The sequence below is a fragment of the Thermosynechococcus sp. B1 genome (assembly GCF_030322985.1).
In the GTDB taxonomy this organism is placed as follows: Bacteria; Cyanobacteriota; Cyanobacteriia; order Thermosynechococcales; family Thermosynechococcaceae; genus Thermosynechococcus.
This window is the reverse complement of record NZ_CP096573.1, coordinates 1,434,881-1,458,738: the sequence shown is the minus strand read 5'-3', so window position 1 is coordinate 1,458,738 and position 23,858 is coordinate 1,434,881. Positions and strand designations below refer to the sequence as shown.

At 53.3% G+C, this 23,858-nt stretch carries 23 protein-coding genes and 1 tRNA gene; 8 read left to right on the top strand and 16 right to left on the bottom strand.

The window, feature by feature from the left end; all coding sequences use genetic code 11:
* Positions 1 to 3: 3 nt before the first annotated feature.
* Together M0644_RS07380 and M0644_RS07375 are read left to right on the top strand one after the other, a co-directional pair.
* Entirely contained in the window at positions 4 to 336 is a 333-nt protein-coding gene (locus tag M0644_RS07380) for a P-II family nitrogen regulator (protein ID WP_149819537.1), read from the top strand.
* Between the two features lie 53 nt (positions 337 to 389).
* Positions 390 to 461 (top strand) — tRNA-Gly (locus tag M0644_RS07375).
* A 50-nt stretch (positions 462 to 511) separates the two neighbouring features.
* Here M0644_RS07375 and uvrC read toward each other — a convergent pair.
* The 11 genes from uvrC to M0644_RS07320 form a co-directional block, all read right to left on the bottom strand.
* Entirely contained in the window at positions 512 to 2,398 is a 1,887-nt protein-coding gene (uvrC, locus tag M0644_RS07370; RefSeq protein WP_286625144.1) for an excinuclease ABC subunit UvrC, read from the bottom strand.
* A 13-nt stretch (positions 2,399 to 2,411) separates the two neighbouring features.
* A complete protein-coding gene (locus M0644_RS07365; RefSeq protein WP_286625143.1) occupies positions 2,412 to 4,187 on the bottom strand; it encodes a M61 family metallopeptidase in 1,776 nt (591 codons plus the stop codon).
* Positions 4,188 to 4,217: 30 nt separating this feature from the next.
* Entirely contained in the window at positions 4,218 to 4,532 is a 315-nt protein-coding gene (gene rpsJ / locus M0644_RS07360) for a 30S ribosomal protein S10 (protein ID WP_149819531.1), read from the bottom strand.
* A 100-nt stretch (positions 4,533 to 4,632) separates the two neighbouring features.
* Positions 4,633 to 5,862 (bottom strand): elongation factor Tu, encoded by a 1,230-nt coding sequence (gene tuf, locus M0644_RS07355; protein ID WP_149819529.1) that lies wholly within the window; start codon positions 5,860 to 5,862, stop codon positions 4,633 to 4,635.
* Between the two features lie 17 nt (positions 5,863 to 5,879).
* Complete coding sequence (fusA, locus tag M0644_RS07350) at positions 5,880 to 7,955, bottom strand: elongation factor G (RefSeq protein ID WP_206200247.1); 2,076 nt, start codon at positions 7,953 to 7,955, stop codon at positions 5,880 to 5,882.
* A 74-nt stretch (positions 7,956 to 8,029) separates the two neighbouring features.
* Entirely contained in the window at positions 8,030 to 8,500 is a 471-nt protein-coding gene (rpsG, locus tag M0644_RS07345; RefSeq protein WP_149819525.1) for a 30S ribosomal protein S7, read from the bottom strand.
* Between the two features lie 71 nt (positions 8,501 to 8,571).
* Positions 8,572 to 8,976, bottom strand: coding sequence for a 30S ribosomal protein S12 (rpsL, locus tag M0644_RS07340; RefSeq protein WP_149819523.1), 405 nt, complete (start codon positions 8,974 to 8,976; stop codon positions 8,572 to 8,574).
* Positions 8,977 to 9,032: 56 nt separating this feature from the next.
* Entirely contained in the window at positions 9,033 to 9,767 is a 735-nt protein-coding gene (locus tag M0644_RS07335; protein WP_286625142.1) for a 16S rRNA (uracil(1498)-N(3))-methyltransferase, read from the bottom strand.
* An 11-nt stretch (positions 9,768 to 9,778) separates the two neighbouring features.
* Complete coding sequence (locus M0644_RS07330; RefSeq protein WP_286625141.1) at positions 9,779 to 11,269, bottom strand: leucyl aminopeptidase; 1,491 nt, start codon at positions 11,267 to 11,269, stop codon at positions 9,779 to 9,781.
* A gap of 55 nt (positions 11,270 to 11,324) precedes the next feature.
* Entirely contained in the window at positions 11,325 to 11,744 is a 420-nt protein-coding gene (locus tag M0644_RS07325; protein WP_190278324.1) for a VOC family protein, read from the bottom strand.
* A 9-nt stretch (positions 11,745 to 11,753) separates the two neighbouring features.
* Entirely contained in the window at positions 11,754 to 13,040 is a 1,287-nt protein-coding gene (locus M0644_RS07320; RefSeq protein ID WP_286625138.1) for an efflux RND transporter periplasmic adaptor subunit, read from the bottom strand.
* A 145-nt stretch (positions 13,041 to 13,185) separates the two neighbouring features.
* Between M0644_RS07320 and M0644_RS07315 the strand changes: the two genes are divergently transcribed.
* The 4 genes from M0644_RS07315 to M0644_RS07300 all read left to right on the top strand — a co-directional run bounded on the left by M0644_RS07315 (position 13,186) and on the right by M0644_RS07300 (position 17,193).
* The gene (locus M0644_RS07315) at positions 13,186 to 14,487 is read left to right on the top strand and encodes a valine--pyruvate transaminase (RefSeq protein WP_149819513.1); all 1,302 of its coding nucleotides are present in this window, start codon (positions 13,186 to 13,188) and stop codon (positions 14,485 to 14,487) included.
* Between the two features lie 36 nt (positions 14,488 to 14,523).
* Complete coding sequence (locus M0644_RS07310; protein ID WP_286625136.1) at positions 14,524 to 15,429, top strand: Rpn family recombination-promoting nuclease/putative transposase; 906 nt, start codon at positions 14,524 to 14,526, stop codon at positions 15,427 to 15,429.
* Between the two features lie 103 nt (positions 15,430 to 15,532).
* The gene (locus tag M0644_RS07305) at positions 15,533 to 16,813 is read left to right on the top strand and encodes a glutamyl-tRNA reductase (protein WP_206200238.1); all 1,281 of its coding nucleotides are present in this window, start codon (positions 15,533 to 15,535) and stop codon (positions 16,811 to 16,813) included.
* 5 nt (positions 16,814 to 16,818) lie between these two features.
* Positions 16,819 to 17,193 carry a YraN family protein gene (locus tag M0644_RS07300; protein ID WP_149819506.1) on the top strand — a complete coding sequence of 125 codons (375 nt, stop codon included), beginning with the start codon at positions 16,819 to 16,821 and terminating at the stop codon, positions 17,191 to 17,193.
* A 5-nt stretch (positions 17,194 to 17,198) separates the two neighbouring features.
* On the opposite strand, the gene M0644_RS07295 is transcribed toward M0644_RS07300, so the two are convergent.
* The 5 genes from M0644_RS07295 to queC form a co-directional block, all read right to left on the bottom strand.
* Positions 17,199 to 18,626: a mechanosensitive ion channel domain-containing protein gene (locus M0644_RS07295; RefSeq protein ID WP_286625132.1), complete on the bottom strand. Its 1,428-nt coding sequence runs from the start codon at positions 18,624 to 18,626 to the stop codon at positions 17,199 to 17,201.
* A 125-nt stretch (positions 18,627 to 18,751) separates the two neighbouring features.
* Entirely contained in the window at positions 18,752 to 19,051 is a 300-nt protein-coding gene (locus tag M0644_RS07290; RefSeq protein WP_149819503.1) for a TMEM165/GDT1 family protein, read from the bottom strand.
* A gap of 10 nt (positions 19,052 to 19,061) precedes the next feature.
* Positions 19,062 to 19,226 carry a hypothetical protein gene (locus M0644_RS07285; RefSeq protein ID WP_011057571.1) on the bottom strand — a complete coding sequence of 55 codons (165 nt, stop codon included), beginning with the start codon at positions 19,224 to 19,226 and terminating at the stop codon, positions 19,062 to 19,064.
* A gap of 205 nt (positions 19,227 to 19,431) precedes the next feature.
* On the bottom strand, positions 19,432 to 21,354 hold the full coding sequence (gene dnaK / locus M0644_RS07280; RefSeq protein ID WP_149819501.1) for a molecular chaperone DnaK: 1,923 nt from the start codon (positions 21,352 to 21,354) through the stop codon (positions 19,432 to 19,434).
* Positions 21,355 to 21,479: 125 nt separating this feature from the next.
* Entirely contained in the window at positions 21,480 to 22,181 is a 702-nt protein-coding gene (gene queC / locus M0644_RS07275) for a 7-cyano-7-deazaguanine synthase QueC (protein ID WP_286625128.1), read from the bottom strand.
* 143 nt (positions 22,182 to 22,324) lie between these two features.
* Here queC and M0644_RS07270 point away from each other — a divergent pair, with 143 nt between their 5' ends.
* The gene (locus M0644_RS07270) at positions 22,325 to 23,359 is read left to right on the top strand and encodes a Gfo/Idh/MocA family protein (RefSeq protein ID WP_149819497.1); all 1,035 of its coding nucleotides are present in this window, start codon (positions 22,325 to 22,327) and stop codon (positions 23,357 to 23,359) included.
* Positions 23,360 to 23,419: 60 nt separating this feature from the next.
* The gene (locus tag M0644_RS07265) at positions 23,420 to 23,857 is read left to right on the top strand and encodes a hypothetical protein (protein ID WP_226971906.1); all 438 of its coding nucleotides are present in this window, start codon (positions 23,420 to 23,422) and stop codon (positions 23,855 to 23,857) included.
* The last annotated feature ends 1 nt before the right edge of the window (position 23,858 follow it).

Genomic DNA, 23,858 nt, shown 5'->3' with positions numbered 1-23,858 from the left:
AGAATGGCCAAGCCAGCAAAGAAGCTCGTGATTGTGACCGAGAAGATTCTCTTGAAAAAAATTGCCCAAATCATTGATGAGGCCGGGGCGACTGGCTACACCGTGATGGAAACCAGCGGCAAAGGGAGTCGCAATGTGCGCTCCTCTGGTCAACCCAGCGTTTCCGATACCCAAGCCAATATCAAGTTTGAGGTACTCACCCAGACGCGGGAAATGGCGGAAAAAATTGTGGATCGGGTGGCAGTCGAGTTTTTCAACGACTATGCAGGCATTGCTTACATCTACGATGCCGAAGTGTTGTACGCCCACAGCTTTTGTGGTCCTGAGGGCTGCTGAAATTTCTGGGGCTTGACAAGACGCCTCCTAATTTTTTAAGCTAAAAATCTGTTGCGGGTATAGCTCAGTGGTAGAGCGCAACCTTGCCAAGGTTGATGTCGCGCGTTCGAATCGCGTTACCCGCTTTTGAGATAGCAAGCGATCGCCCTTTTTTTGAAAAGCACTTAGCTCTTTGCTAATCGGTATCAGCATGAAAATAGCGGTAAATTTTTTCCGCTAGACGGGGGCCGACCCCATGTACCTGCGCCAACTGTTCGGGCGTGGCCATGCGGATGTAGTCAATGGAACGAAAGGTGGCGAGGAGTTCCTTTTGGCGTTGATAGCCCAAGCCGGGAATTTGGTCGAGGTGCGATCGCCGTTGGCGTTGGGCACGTTTTTGACGGTGGAAGTTCAGGGCAAAGCGGTGAGCCTCATCGCGGACGCGGCGTAGCAATTGCACCCCCGGTTGCTCTGGATCGGTCGGCAGAGGTTGGGGGTGGTGGGGTAGGAAAATCTCCTCCCGCTGTTTGGCCAAGCTGAGAAGGGTGAGATCATCTAGGAGTGGCTCCAAGACCTGAACCACGGCGGACAGTTGCCCCTTGCCGCCATCAATGAGGATCACATCGGGCCAGTCATCAGCCTCTGGAGGGTCACCCTTGCCCTCAAGATAGGGGGCAAAGCGGCGGCGGAGAATCTCAGCAAGACTGGCAAAGTCGTCGGAGTGGCCAAGTTTTACTTCAGGGTTGCGGATGTTGTAGTGGCGATAGTGCTGCTTGGCGGGCAAGCCATCAATAAAGACAACCCGTGAGGCCACGGCGTCAGACCCTTGAATGTGGGAAATGTCGTAGCCCTCAATGCGGTGGGGAAGGGTGTCAAGGCCAAGGAGTTGGGCTAAATCTTCAAGAGCCGTTTGGGTGCGATCGCTGGCCTGTTGAATGCGTGCCAATTCTAATTCTGCATTGCGTTGCACCATGGCAATCAGTTCGGCTTTTGCTTGGCGTTGGGGGACAGTGAGGGTGACGGCGCGGCCTTTCTTTTCGCTCAAGTAGGTACGCAGCAGATCCGCCTCGGGGAGGGGATGTTGCAGCAAAATTTCACTGGGAATTTCTACATCATCCACTTGGGCATAGTGTTCTTCAAGCACCCGTTGCAAAATCGTGCCGACACTGCCACTTTGGGCATCGGCAACAAAAGCCAAACGTCCCACCAAGCGACCCGCACGAATTTGAAAGAGTTGAATGGCTGCATGGCGATCGCCCAAGGCAAGGGCAATGGCATCCCGTGACACCGTGTCATCAGGCAAGGACACCTTTTGATCCACGCCTAAATGCTCAAGGCCACGAATTTGATCCCGCAGTCGGGCTGCCAGTTCAAAATTCAGATCCGCCGCCGCTTGCACCATTTGTGCCTGCAACTGTGCCACCAGTTCCCCCGTGCGCCCCTGAAAGATCATGGCCACCTTGTGCAGCGTTTGCCGATACTCCTGCGGTGAAATCAGCCCTTGGCAGACCCCCGGACAGCGGCCAATGTCATAGTTCAAACAGGGGCGATCCTTGAAAAGGGGGCGGGGACGTTGCCGCAGTGGAAAAAGCCGCTTCACAAGGGCAAGGGTTTGGCGCAGGCGAAAGCTATCCACATAGGGGCCATAGTAGCGATCCTTGGGAGCATCACTGCTGGTATCGCCGACATTACCCAATTGGCGTTTGCGGGTAATGAAAATGCGGGGATAGGGTTCTGACCACGTAATACAGACGTAGGGATATTTCTTGTCATCCTTGAGGAGAACGTTGAAGTGGGGCTGATGCTGCTTGATTAAATTGGCTTCGAGGGCAAGGGCTTCGGCTTCCGTATCGGTGACGATGAATTCAATGTCCGCCACCTGATAGACCATTAATTCAAGGCGCGGCCCCAATTGGGCTGGCTCACGAAAATAGGAGCGCACCCGCGATCGCAGGCGTTTGGACTTGCCAATGTAGAGAATTTGATCCGTCTTGTCCTTGAAAAAATAAACGCCGGGAGTCAAGGGCAGTTGCCGCAAGATCTGTTCCAAGCGATCGCGATCCTGAATCAAGGGCTGAAGCATACTGCCACCTCCCCTAGAGCTGCGCCGCTGTGGCTCCCAACCAAGCTTCTAAATGTGCCCGCTGACTCGGCGTGGCATCGGCACGGCACTGCACCTGATAGCGGGGCTGAGGGTCTCCCAACATCAATGTTCCTGAGTGCAATTGCTGATCATGGAACCATGTCAAGTGAATCGTCTCTCCCACTGGGTATTCCCGCAATCGCTCTGACCAGTCCTCCGCCTTGACGCGCCACCCATTGAGGGCAATGATTTCATCCCCAGCCACCAAGCCTGCCTGTTCAGCCGGGGAGTCCCGCAGCACTGCCTTGATTTGCAGAGCGCCATGTTCCTGCTTAAACTGAAGTCCCGTATAGGGCAGCGCGTCTTGGGGCACCAGTTCCAAACCCACTTTAGCCAAACACTCCTGAAGGGGGAGTTCTACGGTTCCTTCAATGAATTGCTCGCGCCATGTGCCAAGGTTTTCATCGGCAACGGTTTCAATCGTTTCCCACAGCTCATCGGGAGTATAGCCCTGACCTGTCTCGCAATACTGCTGCCACAACCGCCGCAGGACATCGAGGAGCGATCGCTGGTGATTAAAATTAAGGCGAATCCGCAAATCCAGCAGTAGTGCCACTAGCTCTCCCTTTAGGTAGTAGGACATCTGCGAATTAATGCTATTTTCATCGGGGCGATAGAGCTTAATCCACGCATCAAAGCTAGCAGCACTAAGGGACTGAACAAAACGACCAGGGGTGTGTAAATAGCGATTCAGACTTTCGCTCAGCAGCTTAAGATAGGCCGCAGCATCAAATAACCCTGCCCAGAGGGGAATCAGTTGGTCGAAATAACTGGTTATCCCCTCCACAAACCAGAGGCTGGTGGTGTAATTTTCGCTGTCGTAATCAAAGATTTCAAAGGCTTGGGGGCGAATGCGCTTGACATTCCAAAGATGGAAAAACTCATGGGCCACTAAACAGAGGAAGCGGCGATACTGCTCCGCTTGCTGAAAGCCAAAGCGATGGAAGATCAACGAGCAGCTATTGAGATGCTCCAGACCGCCGTAGCCCTTGTGGGTAAGGTGCAAAATAAAGACATAGCGATCGTAGGGCAGGCCGCCAAAGAAACTTGCCTCTGTTTCAATGATCCGCTGCATGTCGGCGATCGCCCGCTGCGGCTCAAAATTGCCCTTGCCCCACACCGCCAATTCATGGGGTTTACCGTCCACCTCAAAGGCATAAACAGGGTGGGTACCCACCTCAAAGGGGCTATCCACCAGCAGATCGTAATTTGCTGCCCAAAAGGTGAAGCCATCCTCGCCAAAGGGTTCAAGCGGAGTCGTCACCCGCCAGTGCGGCGGTGCAGCAATGGTTACTGTTAGGGGCCGATCGCGATATTCTGGCACATAGAGACAGACCGCTGCCGGATTGAAGTAGGCATGGCTGGGATCAAAATGATTGGTGCGCACTGACAGTTCATGGGCATAGATGGCATAGCGCACTTCTAGTTCTAGACCCGGTGTGCAGGCCACCTGCCACTGGTTCTTGGCACACTTCCACCATTCCAAGGGGGTACCGTCGGCGGCCGTTACTGTAAAGTCCTGAAGATGCCTCGCATATTCGCGCACAAGGTAGGAACCCGGCGTCCACACCGGCAAGTGCAGATCAAGAACATCGGTTTGCGGTGCCGTTAGCCGCAGCGTTACCCATAAAAGATGCGTATGCCCCTGCTGGCAGTTGATTCTGTAGGCCATGGCAGGGGGCTGAAGAGAAGACTCAGAGGGGGAAGGATGAATGATCGTATGCGTCATACCCCCCAGTGTAGTGAACTTTGGCGACGCTTACAATTTCACTTCAATATCTACGCCCGCCGGCAAGTCCAACTTCATCAGGGCATCAATCGTTTTCGGTGAAGGTTGGTAAATGTCGAGTATGCGACGGTGGGTACGGGTTTCAAAATGCTCCCGTGAGTCCTTATCCACGTGGGGCGATCGCAGGACGCAATAGATTCGACGGCGAGTGGGTAGGGGAATTGGGCCAACGGGGGAAGCGCCGGTTCTTTTTGCAGTATCGACAATGCGATCGCAGGAAGTATCGAGCAAGCGATGATCAAAGGCCTTAAGGCGAATACGAATTTTCTGTTGTAGAGCAGCCATAGGAATCTTCCTTACTTGTCAAGGTTCAGAGACAATCCGACAAAATTCAGACAAAAAAAGGCCGCCAACACCACAGAAAGGCTAGCGGCCATAAGATCAACTACTTCAGGATTTTGGAGACAACACCCGCACCAATCGTCCGGCCACCTTCACGGATGGCAAAGCGCATCCCCTGCTCAATGGCAATGGGCTGGATCAGTTCCACGGTCATTTTGATGCGGTCACCAGGCATCACCATTTCAGCGGCGCTACCATCATCAGCGGTGAAGGAGGTAATCGTACCGGTCACATCGGTGGTACGCACATAGAACTGCGGACGGTAACCGGCAAAGAAGGGGGTTTTACGGCCACCCTCTTTTTCAGTGAGCACGTACACTTCACCCTCAAATTGGGTGTGGGGCGTAATGGAGCCGGGTTTGGCAATCACCATTCCCCGTTCCACATCCTCTTTTTTCAGACCGCGCAGGAGCAAACCAGCGTTGTCACCGGCAATCCCCTCTTCGAGGCTCTTCTTGAACATTTCAATACCGGTGACCGTCGTTGTGCGAGTTTCCCGCAGACCCACGAGTTCAACCGTTTCGTTGAGCTTAATGCGACCCCGCTCAATCCGACCCGTGGCCACGGTACCCCGACCGGTGATGGAGAACACGTCTTCTACAGCCATCAAGAAGGGCTTATCCACATCCCGCTCAGGGGTAGGAATGTAGTTATCCACGGCATCCATTAGCTCGTAGATTTTATCGACCCACTCATTTTCACCGCGTTGGGTTTTCGGGTTGGCGGTCATGGCTTCAAGGGCTTTTAGACCCGAACCACGGATGATGGGCACTTCGTCACCGGGGAATTCATATTCGCTGAGGAGTTCCCGCAGTTCCAGTTCCACCAGCTCCAGCAGTTCTTCGTCGTCCACCATATCCACTTTGTTCAGGAAGACAACAATGCTGGGCACCCCCACCTGACGAGCCAAGAGAATGTGCTCTTTGGTTTGGGGCATCGCACCATCAGTAGCGGCCACCACGAGAATAGCACCGTCCATTTGGGCGGCACCCGTGATCATGTTTTTCACATAGTCAGCGTGGCCGGGGCAATCCACGTGGGCATAGTGACGTTTTTCAGTCTCATACTCCACGTGAGCCGTGTTGATGGTAATCCCACGGGCTTTTTCCTCAGGGGCAGCATCAATTTCATCGTATTTGCGAGCTTGGGCTTTCCCTTGGGCAGCCAATGTCATGGTGATGGCTGCGGTCAGTGTGGTTTTACCGTGGTCAACGTGACCAATCGTACCGATGTTAACGTGGGGTTTGGTTCGTTCAAATTTAGCGCGTGCCATGTTGTTCCTCGTATAGACTATGCGTTCCCTTTATTTTTGGCAATGATCGCCTCAGCCACATTACGGGGGACTTCCTCGTAATGGCTAAATTCCATCGAGAAAATTCCCCGACCTTGGGTATTCGAGCGAATGTCAGTGGCATAACCAAACATCCGTTCGAGAGGGACTTTTGCCGTCACTTTGGCAATGCCATTTTCCACGGTTTGTCCCTCAATTTGACCGCGACGGGAAATGAGGTCTCCCATCACTGTCCCAAGGAATTCTTCTGGAACCTCGACCTCGACCTTCATCATTGGCTCCAGCAGCACCGGATTGGCTTTCATTACTGCCTCTTTAATGGCCATGGAGCCAGCAATTTTGAAGGCCATCTCTGAGGAGTCAACCTCGTGGTAGGAGCCATCCACTAATGTGACCTTGAGGTCAATCACTGGGTACCCTGCCAAAATCCCCGATTCACAGGCTTCCTTCATCCCCTGCTCAGCAGGTGGAATGTACTCTTTGGGAACGACACCACCAACAATTTTGGAGACAAATTCAAACCCAGTACCGGGTTCGGCAGGCTCTACTTCAATCACAACGTGACCATACTGGCCTTTACCGCCACTTTGACGGATAAACTTGCCTTCGGCACGGACGGGTTTGCGAATCGTTTCGCGGTAGGCCACTTGGGGTTGGCCAATATTGGCTTCCACTTTGAACTCCCGCTGCATCCGATCCACAAGGATCTCGAGGTGCAGTTCCCCCATCCCCGCAATCACGGTTTGGTTGGTTTCAGGATCAACGCTGACGCGGAAGGTGGGGTCTTCCTCAGAGAGGGCTTGCAGGGCTTTGGAGAGTTTTTCCATGTCCTGCTTGGTTTTGGGTTCCACAGCCACGGAAATCACTGGCTCTGGAATGTACAGCGATTCAAGAATCACGGGCGAGCTTTCATCGCAGAGGGTATCCCCCGTGAAGGTTTCCTTCAGACCCAAGGCAGCTCCTAAATCGCCGGCTCGCAGTTCATCTACTTCAATCCGCTCATCGGCTTTGAGCACAATCAAACGAGAAATGCGCTCTTTCTTGCCCTTAGTGGCATTGAGGACATAGCTGCCTTTTTTGAGAACACCAGAATAAACGCGCACGAAGGTGAGGCGGCCATAGGGATCCGACATGATTTTGAAGGCTAATGCCGCTAGGGGTTGATCATCGTCGGCAGCCCGCTCTACCTCTGTGCCATCGGGCAGATGACCTTTAATCGCTGGAATGTCAATGGGCGCTGGCAGATAGTCCACCACGGCATCAAGGAGCAATTGCACGCCTTTATTTTTGAAGGCGGAGCCACAGAGCATCGGCACAATGGTGCCAGCGATCGTCCCTTTGCGTAGGGCGGCGCGGATTTCCTCTTCTGTGAGTTCTTCCCCCTCAAAGTATTTTTCCATGAGGGCATCATCGGTTTCGGCAACTGCCTCGATGAGCTTGGTGCGATACGCTTCCGCCAGTTCAGTCATCTCGGCAGGAATTTCAGTGTCTTCGATTTCCTTGCCAAGGTCGTCTTTGTAGATTTTGGCGCGCATCCGCACCAGATCAACGATGCCTTTGAACTGATCTTCAGCACCAATGGGCAACTGAATCGGCACAGCATTTGCCCGCAGGCGATCGCGAATCTGGTCATAGACTTTGTAGAAGTTTGCCCCAGTGCGATCCATCTTGTTGACAAAGACGATGCGCGGGACGCTGTAGCGATCGGCTTGCCGCCACACGGTTTCTGACTGGGGTTGCACACCACCGACGGAGCAGAATACCGCAATCACCCCATCGAGAACCCGCATGGAGCGCTCCACCTCAATCGTGAAGTCCACGTGGCCGGGAGTGTCAATAATATTGATCTGGTGGTCTTTCCAAGAGGTGCTGATGGCGGCGGCTGTAATGGTGATGCCCCGCTCCCGCTCCTGTTCCATCCAGTCGGTAACCGTGGTACCCTCGTGCACTTCGCCAATTTTGTGCACCACACCGGAATAGAAAAGAATACGTTCAGTTGTGGTTGTTTTACCCGCATCAATGTGAGCGGCAATCCCGATGTTTCGCACTCGCTCTAGCGGGGTCGTCCGTGCCACAGCTACCTCCTTGTTTGTTGCATTACGTTAGAATTCTTAAATAATTGTATCCAACTCTTGAACCGTGTGACGGTTTAGTAGCGATAGTGGGCAAAGGCCTTGTTGGCTTCTGCCATTTTGTGGGTTTCTTCCCGTTTACGAATGGTGCTGCCGGTTTCGTTGGCGGCATCCATCAATTCATTGGCCAGCTTGGCGGACATCGAACGACCGGCTCGTTTGCGGGAAAATTGCACTAACCAGCGCAAAGCCAAGGCGACGCCGCGATCGGGACGAACTTCCATCGGCACTTGGTAGGTGGCACCCCCCACACGGCGGGCTTTCACTTCCACTAGGGGCGTTGCATTTTTTACTGCACGCTCAAAAATTTGCAGAGCATCCTCGCCGGTGCGCTCCTGTACGGTTTTCATCGCGTCATAGACAATGCGGCTGGCAAGGGATTTTTTGCCATTGAGCATAATCCGCTGGATTAACATATTCACCAGCACGTTGTTATAGACGGGATCAGGGGCAGTAGGCCGTTTTTGAGCGCGAGTGCGACGAGACATAGGTGTTTGCTGTTTGCTCTAGTGAAGTTTAAGATTTCAAGGGTGGACTCAAGGAGATAGGAGAACGGAAATTACTTCTTCTTGCCGGTAGCAGCAGCCTCACCGGGTTTGGGACGCTTGGCACCATACTTGGAGCGACCTTGTTTACGGTCTTTGACGCCAGCGGTATCCAACGTGCCACGGATAATGTGGTAGCGCACACCGGGCAAATCTTTAACCCGACCGCCGCGAATCATGACCACAGAGTGCTCCTGCAAGTTGTGGCCAATTCCCGGAATATAGGCGGTGACCTCAAAGCCAGAGGTGAGACGTACCCGTGCCACTTTGCGCAGGGCAGAATTGGGCTTTTTGGGGGTTGTGGTATAAACCCGTGTGCATACCCCACGCCGTTGGGGGCAGCTTTTGAGGGCAGGAGATTTTGTTTTCTTTTTCAACAGTTCCCGCTCTTGGCGGATCAGTTGCTGGATGGTGGGCATTGCTGCTTACGTTAATTTCACCGAACTTCTAGTGTATCGAGGTAGCCGTGGCGTTGTCAATGCTGTTGTGCCGTTGCGCAGTGCCTCTCAGTGTAATGGCTCACTAAGGTCAGGCTGGCGATCGCGGCGGTGACGGCTCTCAGGGTACGCCGCCCCAAGGAAAATGCTTGCCAACCAGCGGCCAAAACTTGCTCCACTTCTGAGGCTGTCCATCCCCCCTCGGGTCCGATCGCCAGATAAATTGGCTGAGATAGATTCATTTGGGGCAAGCAGTCCCACAGGAGCTGTGAGGCATTCAAACTGGCAATGTAGCCCTTGGGGGTGAGGCTGACCATTTCGGCAACGGAGAGGGGATCACTAAGGGTGGGGACATAAAGACGCTCACTTTGCTCGGCGGCCTCTTGGAGAATGCGCTGCCAACGCTGGTATTTATTGGCACTGGGTTGCAGGAGCGATCGCGCTGTTTGAATCGGAATAATACGCTTGACCCCCAATTCCGTTGCCTGTTGCAGCACTTGCTCAAAGTTTGCCACCTTCAGTAGAGCTAGACAGAGCATAATTTCTACACTGAGCTCCGTCTTTTGCTGTTCAGCCTCCAATAATTCGACAGTCTGCCCATTCACACCAAGCGTGCCCCGCCATCGCTGTCCTTGGCCATCCAAAATCGAGATGACATCGTTATCTTTTAAGCGCAGGACATGGCGGAGATAGTGGACTTGCTCAGGAGTGAGCCACACCTGTCGGTCTTGGATTTGTGAGGGTGAGACGACTAACCGCTGGGGCGATCGCATTCAATTTCTATCTAACTGAGACTGCATAGCCACTCCACCAATGTGCGCACAGGGTAGCCCGTCCCACAGGGATTATTGTAGCCATCCTCTTTTTCAGCCCAAACAGGACCGGCAATGTCAAGGTGTGCCCAAGGGGTGTGATCGACAAATTGCTGAAGGAATAGGGCGGCGGTAATTGATCCGGCCGATCGCGGACCGGTGTTTTTCATATCGGCCACTTGGGACTTCATGCCCTCAAAGTATTTATTTTCAAGGGGCATTTGCCAGAATTTTTCACCGGAGCGATCGCTGGCCTTTTGCAGAGCTTGCGCCAATTCTGAATTGTTGCTCCAAAGACCGGCAATATTATCCCCTAAGGCAACAATACAGGCACCGGTCAGCGTTGCCAAATCAACAATGGCATCTACGCCTAGTTTTTCGGCATAGACCAAGGCATCGGCAAGGGTGAGGCGGCCTTCAGCATCGGTGTTGTTGACCTCGATGGTCTTACCGTTGGAGGCGGTGAGAATATCCCCCGGATGCAGGGCACGGCCACTAATCATGTTTTCAGTGGCAGCAATAATAAAGTGAACTTCAATGCCAGCGGGTTTGAGTTGACCGATGACCTTGGCGGTTCCCAAAACGGCTGCGGCTCCCCCCATGTCCATTTTCATGGTTTCAATGCCCCCTTGGGTCTTGAGGTTGAGGCCACCGGAATCAAAGGTTAACCCCTTGCCAATGAGGGCAATTTTCTTCTGGACATTTCCGGCGGGAGTGTAGGTGAGGTGAATAAATTTCGGCGGTAGATCAGATGCCTGGGCCACTCCCAAAAAGGCACCCATACCCAAGGCGGCACACTCATCGCGCTCCAAAATTTTTGCCGTGAGGCCGTAGGTAGCCGCCAATTGCTGAGCCGTTTCCGCAAGGGTGACAGGCGTCACTTCATTGGCCGGGGCATTCACGAGTTCGCGCGCCAAAATCACCCCATCACAAATCTGCTGGGCACGGGTCAAGGCTGCTGTTTGCTCCCCTAAACCCAACAGGCTGACGGATTCTGGATAGGGCAGGAGTTTACGAGCTTCGGGATCCGACTTAAAACGCACATCACTGTGGAGGGCAAGGAGAACTCCTTCGGCAATGGCTTGGGCAGCATCCGCCACTTCTAAAGTCTCATGGGGCAGTGCCATGCCTAATGTTTTTGCGCGTTCACGGCGAGCCGTACGGGCAATGGTCGCAGCAGTGCGGCGCAGGGTCTCTAGGTTAAAGTCATCGCGATTGCCTAAGCCGACAAGGAGGAGTTTCTTAACGGGGAAGTTGGGCAATAGGCGCATGAGCAGGGAGGTGCCAGATTTGCCTTGAAACTCCCCTTCGCTGATGAGTTCTTGTAAGAGGCCATTGAGGCGCTGATCGAGGGTCGTATAGGGATCTGTAAGGGTGAGGGTGCCTTCCGTTTGAAAGACGGCGATCGCCAGTAAATCACCAGACCAGTCTGGAATTGCCGTAGTGGTTGTTTGCAGTTGCATGCCTATGGACGACCCAAAAATCTCTCGACCCCCTTATTTTATCGGGGTTTAGACTTCAGCAGGAACCAAGACACTGCAAAAACTCAAGGGGTAGACCATCACAATCGCGGATAAAGGCGACGTGATAGAGGTGGGAACCAATCACCTGTTGACTAGGCTTCAGGAGTAGCTCAAAGGGCAATTGCTGGGCAGCCAAGGTTTGCGCCACTTGCTGGAGCCAGGTTTCTAGAGGATGCGGATGATTACTGAGATCAAAGGAGAGGTGATAGTAGCCAACATAGTGCTCATCGTGAAAAGGGTCAGCAGCAGGGTGGGGTTCAGGGACTTGCACAAGTTCAAGGCGGGTGTGCCAGCCCTTGAGCCAACAGGCAAGGGTATAGCCCGTGGTAAAGCGGACATCCATCGTAAAGCCTAGGCATTCATAGAAGGCGATCGCCCGCTGAATATTGGCGGTGCGAATGGAAACGTGGTGCAAGCCCATAAACTACTCCTGTTTTGGCCGCAGCCGTTCCGGAAAATCAATAAAGACCCGCTCACCCGCCCTCAGGCCGCTGATAATTTGCGTTTGATCCTGCCAGCTACTGCCGATGGTGACAGGGCGAAATTTTGGTCGATTGTCTTCCCCCACCACATAAACACCTGTTTGGCCACGCTCAACGGCAATGGCCACGGTGGGTACCAGCAGAGCATTGTTAATTTTTTGTCCCAGAAAATCTAAGTCCACATTCATCCCAGAGCGCAGCTTCTGCAACCCAGTAACAAGGGAGACCCGCACCTGAAAGAACGTCACATTTTGCTCCACCACGGCTTCGGGTGCCACTAAGCGCACTCGTCCTTCAAAGGTTTCCCCCGGATAGGCATCGGCACGGATTTCAACAGGTTGCCCCACAAGCACTTGGCCAATGTCCACTTCTGGGACTTCGGCAAGAATTTCTAGGCCTTGGGCTATGGCCACAATTGAGGTGGAAGTGGCAGAGGTCGTGGCAGAGGCGGTGGTGGTGGGTGTCACAAAGGCTCCCGGATTGGCGTACTTCTGGGTAATAATGCCCGTAAAAGGAGCGCGAATCACTGTATCTTCAAGAGCTGCACGGGCAGCTTGGACTTGGGCTTGGGCAGCAGCCACGGCCGCTTCCGCTTGACGGATCTCTTCAGTGCGGGAACCCCGCTGTAACAGTTGCAGACGCTTCTGGGCTTCCTGCAGACTGGCGATCGCGCTATCCCGATTGGCTTTTAATTCATCAAGGGTATCGCGGGGAATCGCACCCTCAGCCGCGAGCAATTCATTGCGTTTCAGGCGTTCTTCTGCCAATTGAGCACGGGTGGCGGCTGCTCGCACTTGGGCTTCGGCTTGGGCAATTTCCTCGGCACGGTTACCGGCAACCACGCGATCGCGACGGGCAATGGCATCGGCGAGGTTGGCTTGGGCTTGGGCAAGTTGCGCCTGCTCATCGCGGTTGTCCATACGGGCGATGATTTGACCCGCCTTGACCTGATCGCCCTGCTCAACGTAGAGTTCGGCGAGAAGACCTGCCCGTTTTGGACTGATATTGACGGTTTGTACAGGGACAACTTTGCCCGTGGCAGCGATGCGAGCGACTAAATCGCGACTGTCTTGAACGGGTACGGTGTAGCGATCTAAATCAAGGGGCGTTTGGCGCGATCGCCACAGCAGTAGGCCACCACTGCCAATCAAACCAGCAGCAATCACCCCAATCACGAGCGATCGCCAAGGGGAAGAAGGTTTACCAACAAAGGGGATAAACGCTGCCATGAATGCCTTACAGTTCTTGGCCTATTCTAACGTTATGTTACAGTGACCCACCGAATAGCAGCATTGACCGTGTCTATTGGTTCCATCTGTCCCTCAATAGAAGCGCAGATGCTATCCTAACCAATACTGTCTATGTCCTTTGCCTATGAATCCTGCACTCTCCCAGATTGGCCAGCAAATGTCCCAACTGACGGGAGTTCGGGCAATCATGAAGGATATTATTGAGACGTTGCGCCTGAATCGCGGTCAAGACCTGATTAACCTGAGTGCAGGTAACCCCCTCATTGTCCCTGAGGTGGAGCAACTATGGCGCGACTGTACCCACGAGCTAATGGCCAGCCCAGAATTTGGCCAAGTGGTCTGCCGCTACGGCACAAGCCAAGGGTATGAACCGCTAATTGCTGCCGTTGTCGATGATTTTAATCGCCGCTATGGTTTGAACCTGACGGAGCGCAATGTCCTTGTCACCCCCGGCAGTCAGGCCATCTACTTCTTTGCTGCCAATGCTTTTGGGGGCTTTAGCGCCAACGGTGAATTAAAGAAAGTCGTTCTCCCCTTGAGTCCAGAATATACGGGTTATGGTGGCGTCAGCCTTACCCCTGATACCGTTGTTGCCTATCGTCCGCGCCTTGAGATTTTTGAAGCGGATCACACCTTTAAGTATCGTCCCGACTTTCAACAACTCCACATTGATGAGACGACTGGATGCGTCATCTTCTCTCGTCCCTGCAATCCGACGGGAAATGTGCTCACGGATGTCGAGGTGCGGCAAATTGCTGATCTCGCTGTCCCCTATGGCGTTCCAGTGTTGATTGATGCTGCCTATGGCCCCCCCTATCCCAGCTTGAACTTTACGGAACTAGCACCCGTTTTTGGCGGCAATATTGTCCACTGCCTCAGCCTCTCAAAAGCAGGACTACCGGGGGAACGGGTGGGGATTGCCATTGGCGATCGCGAGATTTTGAGTGTTCTCGAAGCCTTTCAAACCAATGCCTGTATTCATGCCTCGCGCTACGGTCAGGCGATCGCGGCCTTAGCCATTGCCAATGGTGCCCTAGCCGAAGTATCCGTCAATGTCATTCGTCCCTTTTATCAGCGCAAGTTTACAGTTCTCGAAGAAAACCTACGAACTGCTTTGCCCAAGGATCTTCCTTGGTTTTTGCATCGCGGTGAGGGGGCAATTTTCGCGTGGCTGTGGCTACGGGATTTACCCATGACAGATTGGGAATTATATCAACACCTGAAGCGAGCAGGGGTGATTGTGGTTCCCGGCAGTTCCTTTTTCCCCGGTTTGACCGAGCCATGGCGCCACAAACAGGAGTGCTTGCGTATTAGTCTCACTGCCAGTGATGAGGAAATTGCCCTTGGCATGCAACGGCTCGCCGCCACTATTACACAGGTGTATCAAGAGTTCCCTAGCCGCTCCTATTCTGATGTCCTCGCTTAAGCCCTCCTTCATGGGTAAGTACTTCCTCATTTCTCAATGCGCCGTGACTCCCTCTTTTACCAACTGTTTGCCCAGCTGCCCCAGACACTGTTTGACCTTTTGGGAATCAATCCCCCGCAGGGCTACCGCTTTGACTCCGTGGAGCTGAAGCAAACGGCCTTTCGCATTGACGGCGTCTTTCTCCCCCCTGACCCCTCAGGAACCGTCTATTTCTGTGAAGTTCAGTTTCAGCGGGACACTACCTTCTACGAACGCTTCTTTGCTGAGATTTTTCTCTACTTGCGCCTGTACCGCCAAACTTTCTCTGATTGGCAAGCGGTGGTCATTTATCCCCATCGCCAAGCCGAACAAGTTTCCTTTGAACCCTATGACGTGTTGGTCAAGAGCGATCGCCTGCGGCGGGTGTATTTGAATGAACTGGGGTCGCCAGCGGAATTGCCCTTGAGCCTTGCCCTGATGCAGTTGATGGTGGTACCAGAGGCAGAGATGCCCAGAGTCGCCCGATTACTTGCCCAGCGCAGCCAGACCGAAAGAGCGCCAAACTTGGAAGCCATAATAGAGTTAATCACTACCATTGTGCTGTACAAGTTCACCAAGCTGAGTCGGGAGGAGGTGCTGCGCATGCTGGGGTTTACGACGGAGGAGCTGAAGCGGACACGGTTTTACCAAGAGGTCTATGCCGAGGCACAAGAGGAAGGGTTACAACGGGGCTTACGGCAGGGATTACAGCAGGGATTACAGCAGGGATTACAGCAGGGATTACAGCAGGGAGAGGTACTTGTTGTCTTGCGGCAGTTAAGACGGCGGTTTGGCGATTTACCAACTAGTCTTGAAGAGCGCATTCGCCAGCTCCCTCCCCATCAGATTGAAGCGTTGGCAGAAGCTCTCCTTGACTTTGCGACCCTAGAAGACCTGAGGGGCTGGCTCAGGAATCTCGGTTAGGGAGAATCCTCCTTTAGTAAAGACTTGCAAACAAGCGTGAAGGAGGCTCAAGAATCCTGATACAACAATTGATGGAGTTGCAGCCGAACGTCAACCGATTCCTATGAATATTGCTGTCATTGGCTTGAGTCACAAAACCGCCCCTGTGGATGTGCGCGAAAAATTGAGTGTGCCAGAGGATGTGCGGGAGCGGGCACTGCAACATCTATGCGGCTACGCCCATATTCAGGAAGCGACCATCCTTAGCACCTGTAACCGCTTAGAAATTTACATTGTTACTAGTGACACTGAGGTGGGCGTGCGGGAAGTGCATCAGTTTCTCAGTGAGTGGAGTCATATTCCCCTGCCCCAACTGCGTCCCTACCTCTTTATCCTGCTGCATCAGGATGCGGTGATGCACCTCATGCGGGTGGCCTCGGGTTTGGATAGCTTGGTGATTGGCGAGGGGCAAATTCTCTCCCAAGTGAAGCGCTGTCATCAGTTAGGGCAGCAGTACAAGTCCATTGGGTCTATTCTCAATCGCCTCTTTACGGGGGCGATCGCTGCCGGTAAACGGGTACGCACAGAAACCAGCATTGGGACGGGGGCGGTCTCCATTAGCTCAGCGGCGGTGGAACTCGCCGACTTGCGGTTGCAAAATCTCCAGAACTGCCGCATTGCCATTGTCGGTGCGGGCAAAATGTCCCGCTTGGTGGTGCAACACCTGATTGCCCGAGGGGTGAAAGAAATGAGCATTATCAACCGCTCCTTGGAACGGGCACAGGAACTGGCGCAGCAGTTTCCCGAAGTACGCTTTGAACTCTTTACGATGACAGATCTACTGCCGATTGTGGCAGCAATGGATTTGGTCTTTACGGGCACAGCAGCGACACAACCTCTCTTGGATCGCGAGAATTTAGGGTCGGTGCTCACAGGCGATCGCCCCCTATCCATCATTGATATTTCCGTGCCCCGCAATGTCCATGCCAACGTGACAGAATTGGCCTCCGTGCAACTGTTTAATGTGGATGATCTCGAAGCAGTCGTCGCCCAAAACCAAGAGGCGCGACGCCAATTGGCTCAAGAGGCCGAGGGTATCCTTGAGGAAGAATTAGAGACCTTTTTGGCTTGGTGGCACGCCCTAGAAACGATTCCCACCATCCGCAGTCTGCGCCAAAAAATGGAAGCGATCCGTACCCAAGAACTGGAAAAAGCCCTCTCCCGACTAGGCAGTGAGTTTGGTGAGAAACATCAAGGGGTGATTGAAGCAATGACGCGCACGATTATTAACAAAATTCTCCATGATCCAACAGTACAACTGCAATCACAGCGGGATTTAGAGAGTCGTCAACGCGCTATGCAGACCCTCCAAGACTTGTTTAATCTCGAACCCATTGAAGCCTAGGGCCTATGCGCCACGTGGGCGATCGCGGCGAAGCGGTAGTTGTCGCGTGGCTACAAACCCAGCAGTGTCAAATTTTGGCTCAGAACTGGTCTTGCCCTTGGGGTGAGCTGGATATTGTTGTCTGTGATCCGCGGGGAGTGGTGCGCTTTGTCGAAGTGAAAACCCGCCGTTCCCACAACTGGGATTATGATGGCCTTGGCGCGATTTCCCCTAGCAAGCAACGCAAACTCATTTTGGCCGCCCAAGCCTTCCTAGAACGTCAGCCCCAGTGGCAGGATCATCCCTGTCGCTTCGATGTGGCCTTGGTGCGATACCAAGCAGGTACCTATCGGCTGCATCAATACTTGGAGCACGCATTTACGCTGGACGCCACCGATTGAGCACTTTACCAACTCAGGAGTTTTTGCAGGCGATCGCGAATCCAGTTAATCGGACGACTTTGATCCGACTCTTGGCAACTCAGTTGCTGAAGCTCCTGTTGATGTTGCGCCAACACATCCTGACGGCGGGCGATCGCCACCGCAATCTCATCAGCAAGGGAAGGATGTTCTTTTAGCAACTGTTCAAATCCCTCCCGTGGTAGGACAAACAAGACCGTATCCGTCATTGCCATCATCGTTGTTGGGCAGGCCACCCCCAGCATCAGTGGTAGCTCGCCAAAGTGCTCCCCCGGGTTAAACGTCATCATCGGCTTGAGCTCGCCATTCTCTTCATAGACCGCCGCCATCTGCCCCTGCAATACGATGTAGAAGTTACTGATTGCCTCCTGAGCACGGAACAAAATTTCCTTCGCTGCCAAGTGCTTGCGGTAGCCCGATTCGATGAGAAAGCGTAATTGCAAGTCATTCATGCACTGAAAATAGCTCACCTGCTGAAGCAGCGACTTTAAGGAGGGCGTTGCCGGTGCCAAGGGCATGCCTACCATTTCGGCTGGCTCACTGAGGGGAGAGAGCGCTGGCGCATTGCGGATCCAGATGTCCCGTTGCGGGAAAGGAATCGAGATATTATGCTGCCGAAAGTAATAATCAATCTTGAAATTGAGACTGCTCTTGATGAACACTCGCCGCTCAATGGCATCCGTCCATACCCAGAGTTCAAACTTAAGGGCAGAATCGCCAAATTCACGGAAAATCACCCGAGGGGCTGGCTCCCTGAGGACATCTGGTTCAGAATGGGCAATGTTGAGCAAGACTTCCGTCACCAAAACTGGATCTGTCCCATAGGCCACCCCAATGGGAATATCAATACGACCGCGATGGGTTTCGTAGTACCAATTCAGCACCGGACTATCGGCAAGGTAGGTATTGGGCACCACCACATTTGAACCGTTAAAGGTTTGAATCACCGTGGCTCGCATCGAGACTTCCTGAACGTAGCCGCTGATGTTTTCAATTTCCACAAAGTCGCCGACACGCACTTTGCGCTCAATCAGCAGCGTCAGGCCACTGATGAGATTGCGGGTGACATCCTGCAAACCAAAACCAATCCCCACCCCCAAGCCACCGATAATCACCGCAAGGGAATCGAGATTAATCCCCACTGCTTGCAAAACAATAATGTAGCCCAGTGCTCCCCCGGCACCACTCATCACAGTGGAAATGGCCTCACGGTTGCCTAAATCCAAACCAAGGCGCGGTAGGAGTTGATTTTTCAGCACCCCCTTGAAAAAGCGCGCTAAAATGGCAACGAGGATGAGCAACAGCACCACTTGAAACAGCCAACGCAGGGAAATCGTTTCCCGCCCAAGGCGAAACAACGGTGCATCGGCAATACTAACGAACGATGACCACAGTTCAATGACTTGGGATGGCATTCTCCACAGTCTCCTCAGGGGTTCACAAACTTAGACAGTGCCTAAGCTAACCCCCTCACTTTAGCAGGGGGCGATCGTCAACTGAAGGAACTTTCTCGCGCCATTAAGTGGCGATATTTTGGTCATCAAAGGCTTGGGTGCAGCATATCCCACAATAGCCAAAGGGCGATCGCCAAGAGACTACTGCCGGTCAGTGTTTGTAATCGTTGTTCTGAGAGGTACTGTGATAGCCAGCGACCAATCAATACCCCAATCAAACTAGTGGTTACTAAGGCCAAAGCTGCTCCCAAAAACACCAACCAAGGGGAGGCAGCGCGGGCGGCCATGAAAAATACAGCAATTTGAGTTTTATCGGCAAATTCAGCCAAAAAAACGGTTAAAAACGCAACCCCGAACTCTCGCCATGGCAACGCGCGCTTGATCACCGACTGCCCTCTAGGCGTCCGTCATTTCCTCAACCGTCTCGGTGGTTTTCGTCTCTGGGCGATTCTCCGTATTTAGGCGGCGGCTGTAGCGACCCGAAGAACGCTTGCGAAACTTGCGAGCATAGGCTTGGTTACGAAGAGCTTTTTCTTTCTTGGGATTGCGGCGTTTGGCCATGCTTACCTCAATGGTGGGGTGGTCTCAGCACTCAACAAAAATTAAGGACAGAAACTTTATTGTATCGGAATTTTTCCCCTAGCACAAGAAGCCTGTGATCGAAAAAACGGTGACTATACCCCCTCACAAAAATGAGAAACCCCCTAAGCTTTCACCTAGGGGGAGGAGGAGTCTTGTTCTGGCAGAAAGTTGCCAATGGGCGGGACTATTTGGTTTCCGAGAACTCAGCGTCAATCACTTCATCATCACCGCCACTACCACTGCTACCGCTGCTGCTGGAGCCAGTTCCATCACTGGACTGCGCACTTTGGTAGACACTGGAGCCAACGCTGTAGAGGGTTTGTTGCAGATCCTGCATCAGCGATTTCACCCGTCCAAAGTCAATGGACTCAATGGGTTTCTTCTCAGCTTCAGTGCCGATTTCCGATCGCAGGTTAGCAATGAGGGAGGTGAGGCGGTCTTTGTCGTTGGTCGAGACTTTGTCACCTAATTCGGATAGTTGTTTCTCCGCTTGATAGCAGAGTTGCTCCGCTTGGTTTTTGGTCTCAATTTTCTCGCGTTTGGCTTTATCGGCAGCGGCATTCATTTCCGCTTCGCGCACCATGCGTTCCACTTCATCCTTAGGCAGCGTTGAGGCGCCGGTGATGCTAATGGACTGCTGTTTGCCGGTGCCTTTGTCGCGAGCGGTGACGTTGAGGATACCGTTGGCATCAATATCGAACGTGACTTCGATTTGGGGCACGCCACGGGGTGCCGGCGGAATGCCATCCAAACGGAAGGTACCGAGGCTCTTGTTATCGGCGGCCATTTCCCGCTCCCCTTGCAGGACGTGGATCTCCACATTGGTTTGACCATCAACCGCAGTAGAGAAGACCTCAGATTTTTTCGTCGGGATCGTGGTGTTGCGGGGAATAATTTTCGTCATCACACCCCCAAGGGTTTCCACCCCCAAAGACAGCGGTGTGACATCGAGGAGAAGAATGTCTTTCACTTCCCCTGCCAGCACCCCAGCTTGAATAGCGGCACCCACCGCCACGACTTCATCGGGGTTCACACTCTGGTTGGGGTCTTTGCCCAATAGCCGTTTGACCAGCTCTTGGATGGCAGGAATGCGGGTGGAACCGCCGACGAGCACCACTTCATCAATCTGCTCTTTGCTGAGTTTGGCATCCCTGAGGGCTTGCTCAACGGGTACGCGACAACGGTCAATGAGGTCAGAGCAGAGTTCCTCAAATTTGGCGCGGGTGAGCGTCATGTCGAGGTGCTTAGGCCCATCCTGCGTTGCAGTAATGAAGGGCAGGTTAATTTCCGTTTGCATGACGCTGGAAAGTTCAATCTTGGCTTTTTCTGCCGCTTCCGTCAGCCGTTGCAGCGCCTGTTTGTCTTTGCGCAGGTCAATGCCTTCTTGGGCACGGAAGGACTCAGCCAAGTAGTCCACAATTTTCTTGTCAAAGTCGTCACCACCAAGGTGGGTGTCCCCGGAGGTGGCGAGCACTTCAAAAACGCCATCACCGACTTCAAGGATGGACACGTCAAAGGTACCACCGCCAAGGTCAAAGACGAGGATGGTTTCATTGGCTTTTTTATCTAGGCCATAGGCCAAGGAAGCGGCGGTGGGTTCGTTGATGATCCGCAGCACTTCAAGACCGGCAATTTTGCCAGCGTCTTTGGTGGCTTGGCGCTGCGAGTCGTTGAAGTAGGCGGGCACAGTAATCACCGCTTGGGTGACTTCCTCGCCAAGATATTTGCTGGCATCCTCTTTTAGTTTGCGCAAGACTTGAGCAGAAATTTCTTCGGGGGCAAACTGTTTGCCAAGGGCAGGGCAATCCAGCTTAACGTTGCCATTGACGTTCAAAACTTTGTAGGAGACCTCGGTGGCTTCGTGGGTCACTTCATCAAAGCGACGGCCAATAAAGCGCTTCACAGAATAAAAGGTATTTTCGGGGTTCATCACTGCTTGCCGTTTGGCAATTTGACCCACGAGGCGATCGCCATTTTTGGTGTAGGCAACAACGGAGGGCGTTGTCCGAAACCCTTCAGCATTGGCAATAACCGTGGGCTTGCCCCCTTCCATGACGGCCACACAGGAGTTGGTGGTCCCCAGATCAATTCCGACAACTTTTGCCATAGCGACGAAAACTCCCTTTGCAGGCTAACTTCGATGCGGGGCACAGCACCCATATTGGGCTTAACCCTCTCTCCTTCCTATAGTGCGATCGCTGCTGCCATGAGCAAAAGGGGGATTTACCGAACCTAGAGCGGGGGGTGAACCGCGTAGGGCAAGGGATCCCCTAAACCCAACTCGGCAAAGGCCGCTAAACGCAATCGACAGGCATCGCAGCGACCACAGGCCTGTTGGTCATCGCTGTAACAGGACCAAGTTTTTTCCCAAGGAACGCCGTACTCATTCCCCAGACGAATGATGTCTTTTTTGTGAAGTTCAATGAGGGGGGTGACAATTTCAATGGGCTGGCCTTCACGCCCCTGTTTGGTACCCAAGCGATAGACCTCCTGCATTGCGGCAATATAGTCGGGGCGACAGTCGGGATAGCCAGAGTAATCGAGGGCATTGACGCCAATGTGCACAGTTTGCGCCCCTAGGGCTTCGGCATAGGCAAGGGCAACACTCAAGAAAATTGTATTGCGGGCGGGGACATAGGTAATGGGAATCTCTTGGCTCATGGTGGCCAGATTGCGATCGCGGGGCAAGTCAATCGTCAAATCAGTCAAGGCAGAGCCGCCCCATAACTGCAAATTCAAGGAGAGGATTTGATGCTGAATCACCCCCGCGGCACTGGCAATGGCGATCGCGGCTTCTAATTCCCGCCGATGGCGCTGCCCATAGTCAAAGGAGAGGGCATAGCAAGCATAACCCAGTGCCTTGGCACGAAATAACACCGTGCTGGAGTCTAACCCCCCTGAGAGCAACACGACGGCCTTTGGTGTCGTCATCATAGCTGTCTATCAAAACCTTTACATTTGGCAATGCTGTGGTAGCATCTTTCTGAAAATGTTCATTCTGTGAGTTTCTACTTACGGCGGGCGATCGCCAACACCAAGCCCTTCCCCGGTTGCGTAGAGGAGTGAAATAACTAGACATGAGTTCTGCCGTCCGTCCCCAGCCCGAACCACTGCGCATTGGCGTCATCGGTGTTGGCAACATGGGTCAGCACCACACCCGTGTTTTGAGTTTACTCAAAGATGTCGAACTTGTGGGCATCTCTGACGTGAATCTGGAGCGGGGCATTGATACCGCTAGCAAATATCGGGTGAAATTTTTTGAAAACTATGTTGATTTGCTGCCCCACGTTGAGGCGGTGTGTATTGCCGTGCCCACCCGTCTCCACCATGAAGTAGGCATTACCTGCTTGCGCCACGGGGTACATGTCTTGGTGGAAAAACCGATTGCCGCCAGTATTAGTGAAGCAGAATCCCTCGTCAACGCAGCAGCGGAGTGCCAGTGCATCCTCCAAGTCGGACATATTGAGCGATTTAACCCTGCATTTCAAGAACTGAGCAAAGTTCTGCGCACGGAGGAAATCCTTGCCCTTGAAGCCGATCGCATGAGTCCCTACTCCGATCGCGCCAATGATGTCTCAGTGGTTCTCGACTTAATGATTCACGACATTGACCTGTTGCTGGAACTCACCAATTCCCCGGTGGTGCGCCTAACGGCCGCCGGCAGTCGCTCTGCCAACTCTGGGTATCTGGACTACGTGACCGCCACATTGGGCTTTGCCAACGGCATTATTGCCACCCTCACAGCCAGTAAAGTCACCCACCGCAAACAACGGCGCATTGCTGCCCACTGCAAAAATTCCCTCACGGAGGCAGATTTCCTGAAAAACGAGATTCTCATTCACCGCAAAACCACCGCATCGTGCAGTGCCGATCATGGCCAAGTCCTTTACCGCCAAGACGGTCTCATTGAGAAGGTCTATACCAGCAATATTGAACCTCTCCATGCCGAGTTGGAGCACTTCGTCAACTGCGTCCGTGGCGGTCAACCCCCCTCGGTGGGTGGGGAGCAGGCACTCAAAGCATTGCGCTTGGCCAGTCTCATTGAGCAGTTAGCCCTTGATGGCCACAGTTGGGGACAGTTGGATGCTTCCTTGGCGGCACTGATTCGTTAGCACGCATCGCCCTCGTTTCCTTGCGCTAGGGTAGTAAGTACAGCAGCGAGGGTTGTGTCAATGACGGATCTGGAAGGTTGTGCCTTTTTGGCAGCCCAAGCAAAGGTGAAGTCCTATCTCGCCTACTGGTTTCAGCTGGGCAAACGACTGTGTATTTGGGGCGGAGCGCATACGGTGCTGCCGCAACCTGTCCTTCAGGGCGATCGCTACAGTCAAGCCTTTGAGGCCTGCTGGGCCTATGTGATCTCTGGTCAGGCAGGAGACTGCTTTCTTGAGGACACGGCGGAGACGATTACGCAACTCTTGAGCGACTGTTGGGACATTACCCCCTGTGCTCGCTGCCAAATGCCTGTGCCTCTACCCTGTCATGGGTTACCCCCTGTACACTGTCCCTGTGCCAGTCTGCCCAATTGGCCGAATTTTGAGTTACCGCTGCCCCGCAGCCCCATTAATCCCCGCACTCACCTATTGTCACTAAAAAAACGCCTCAGTCTCTAAT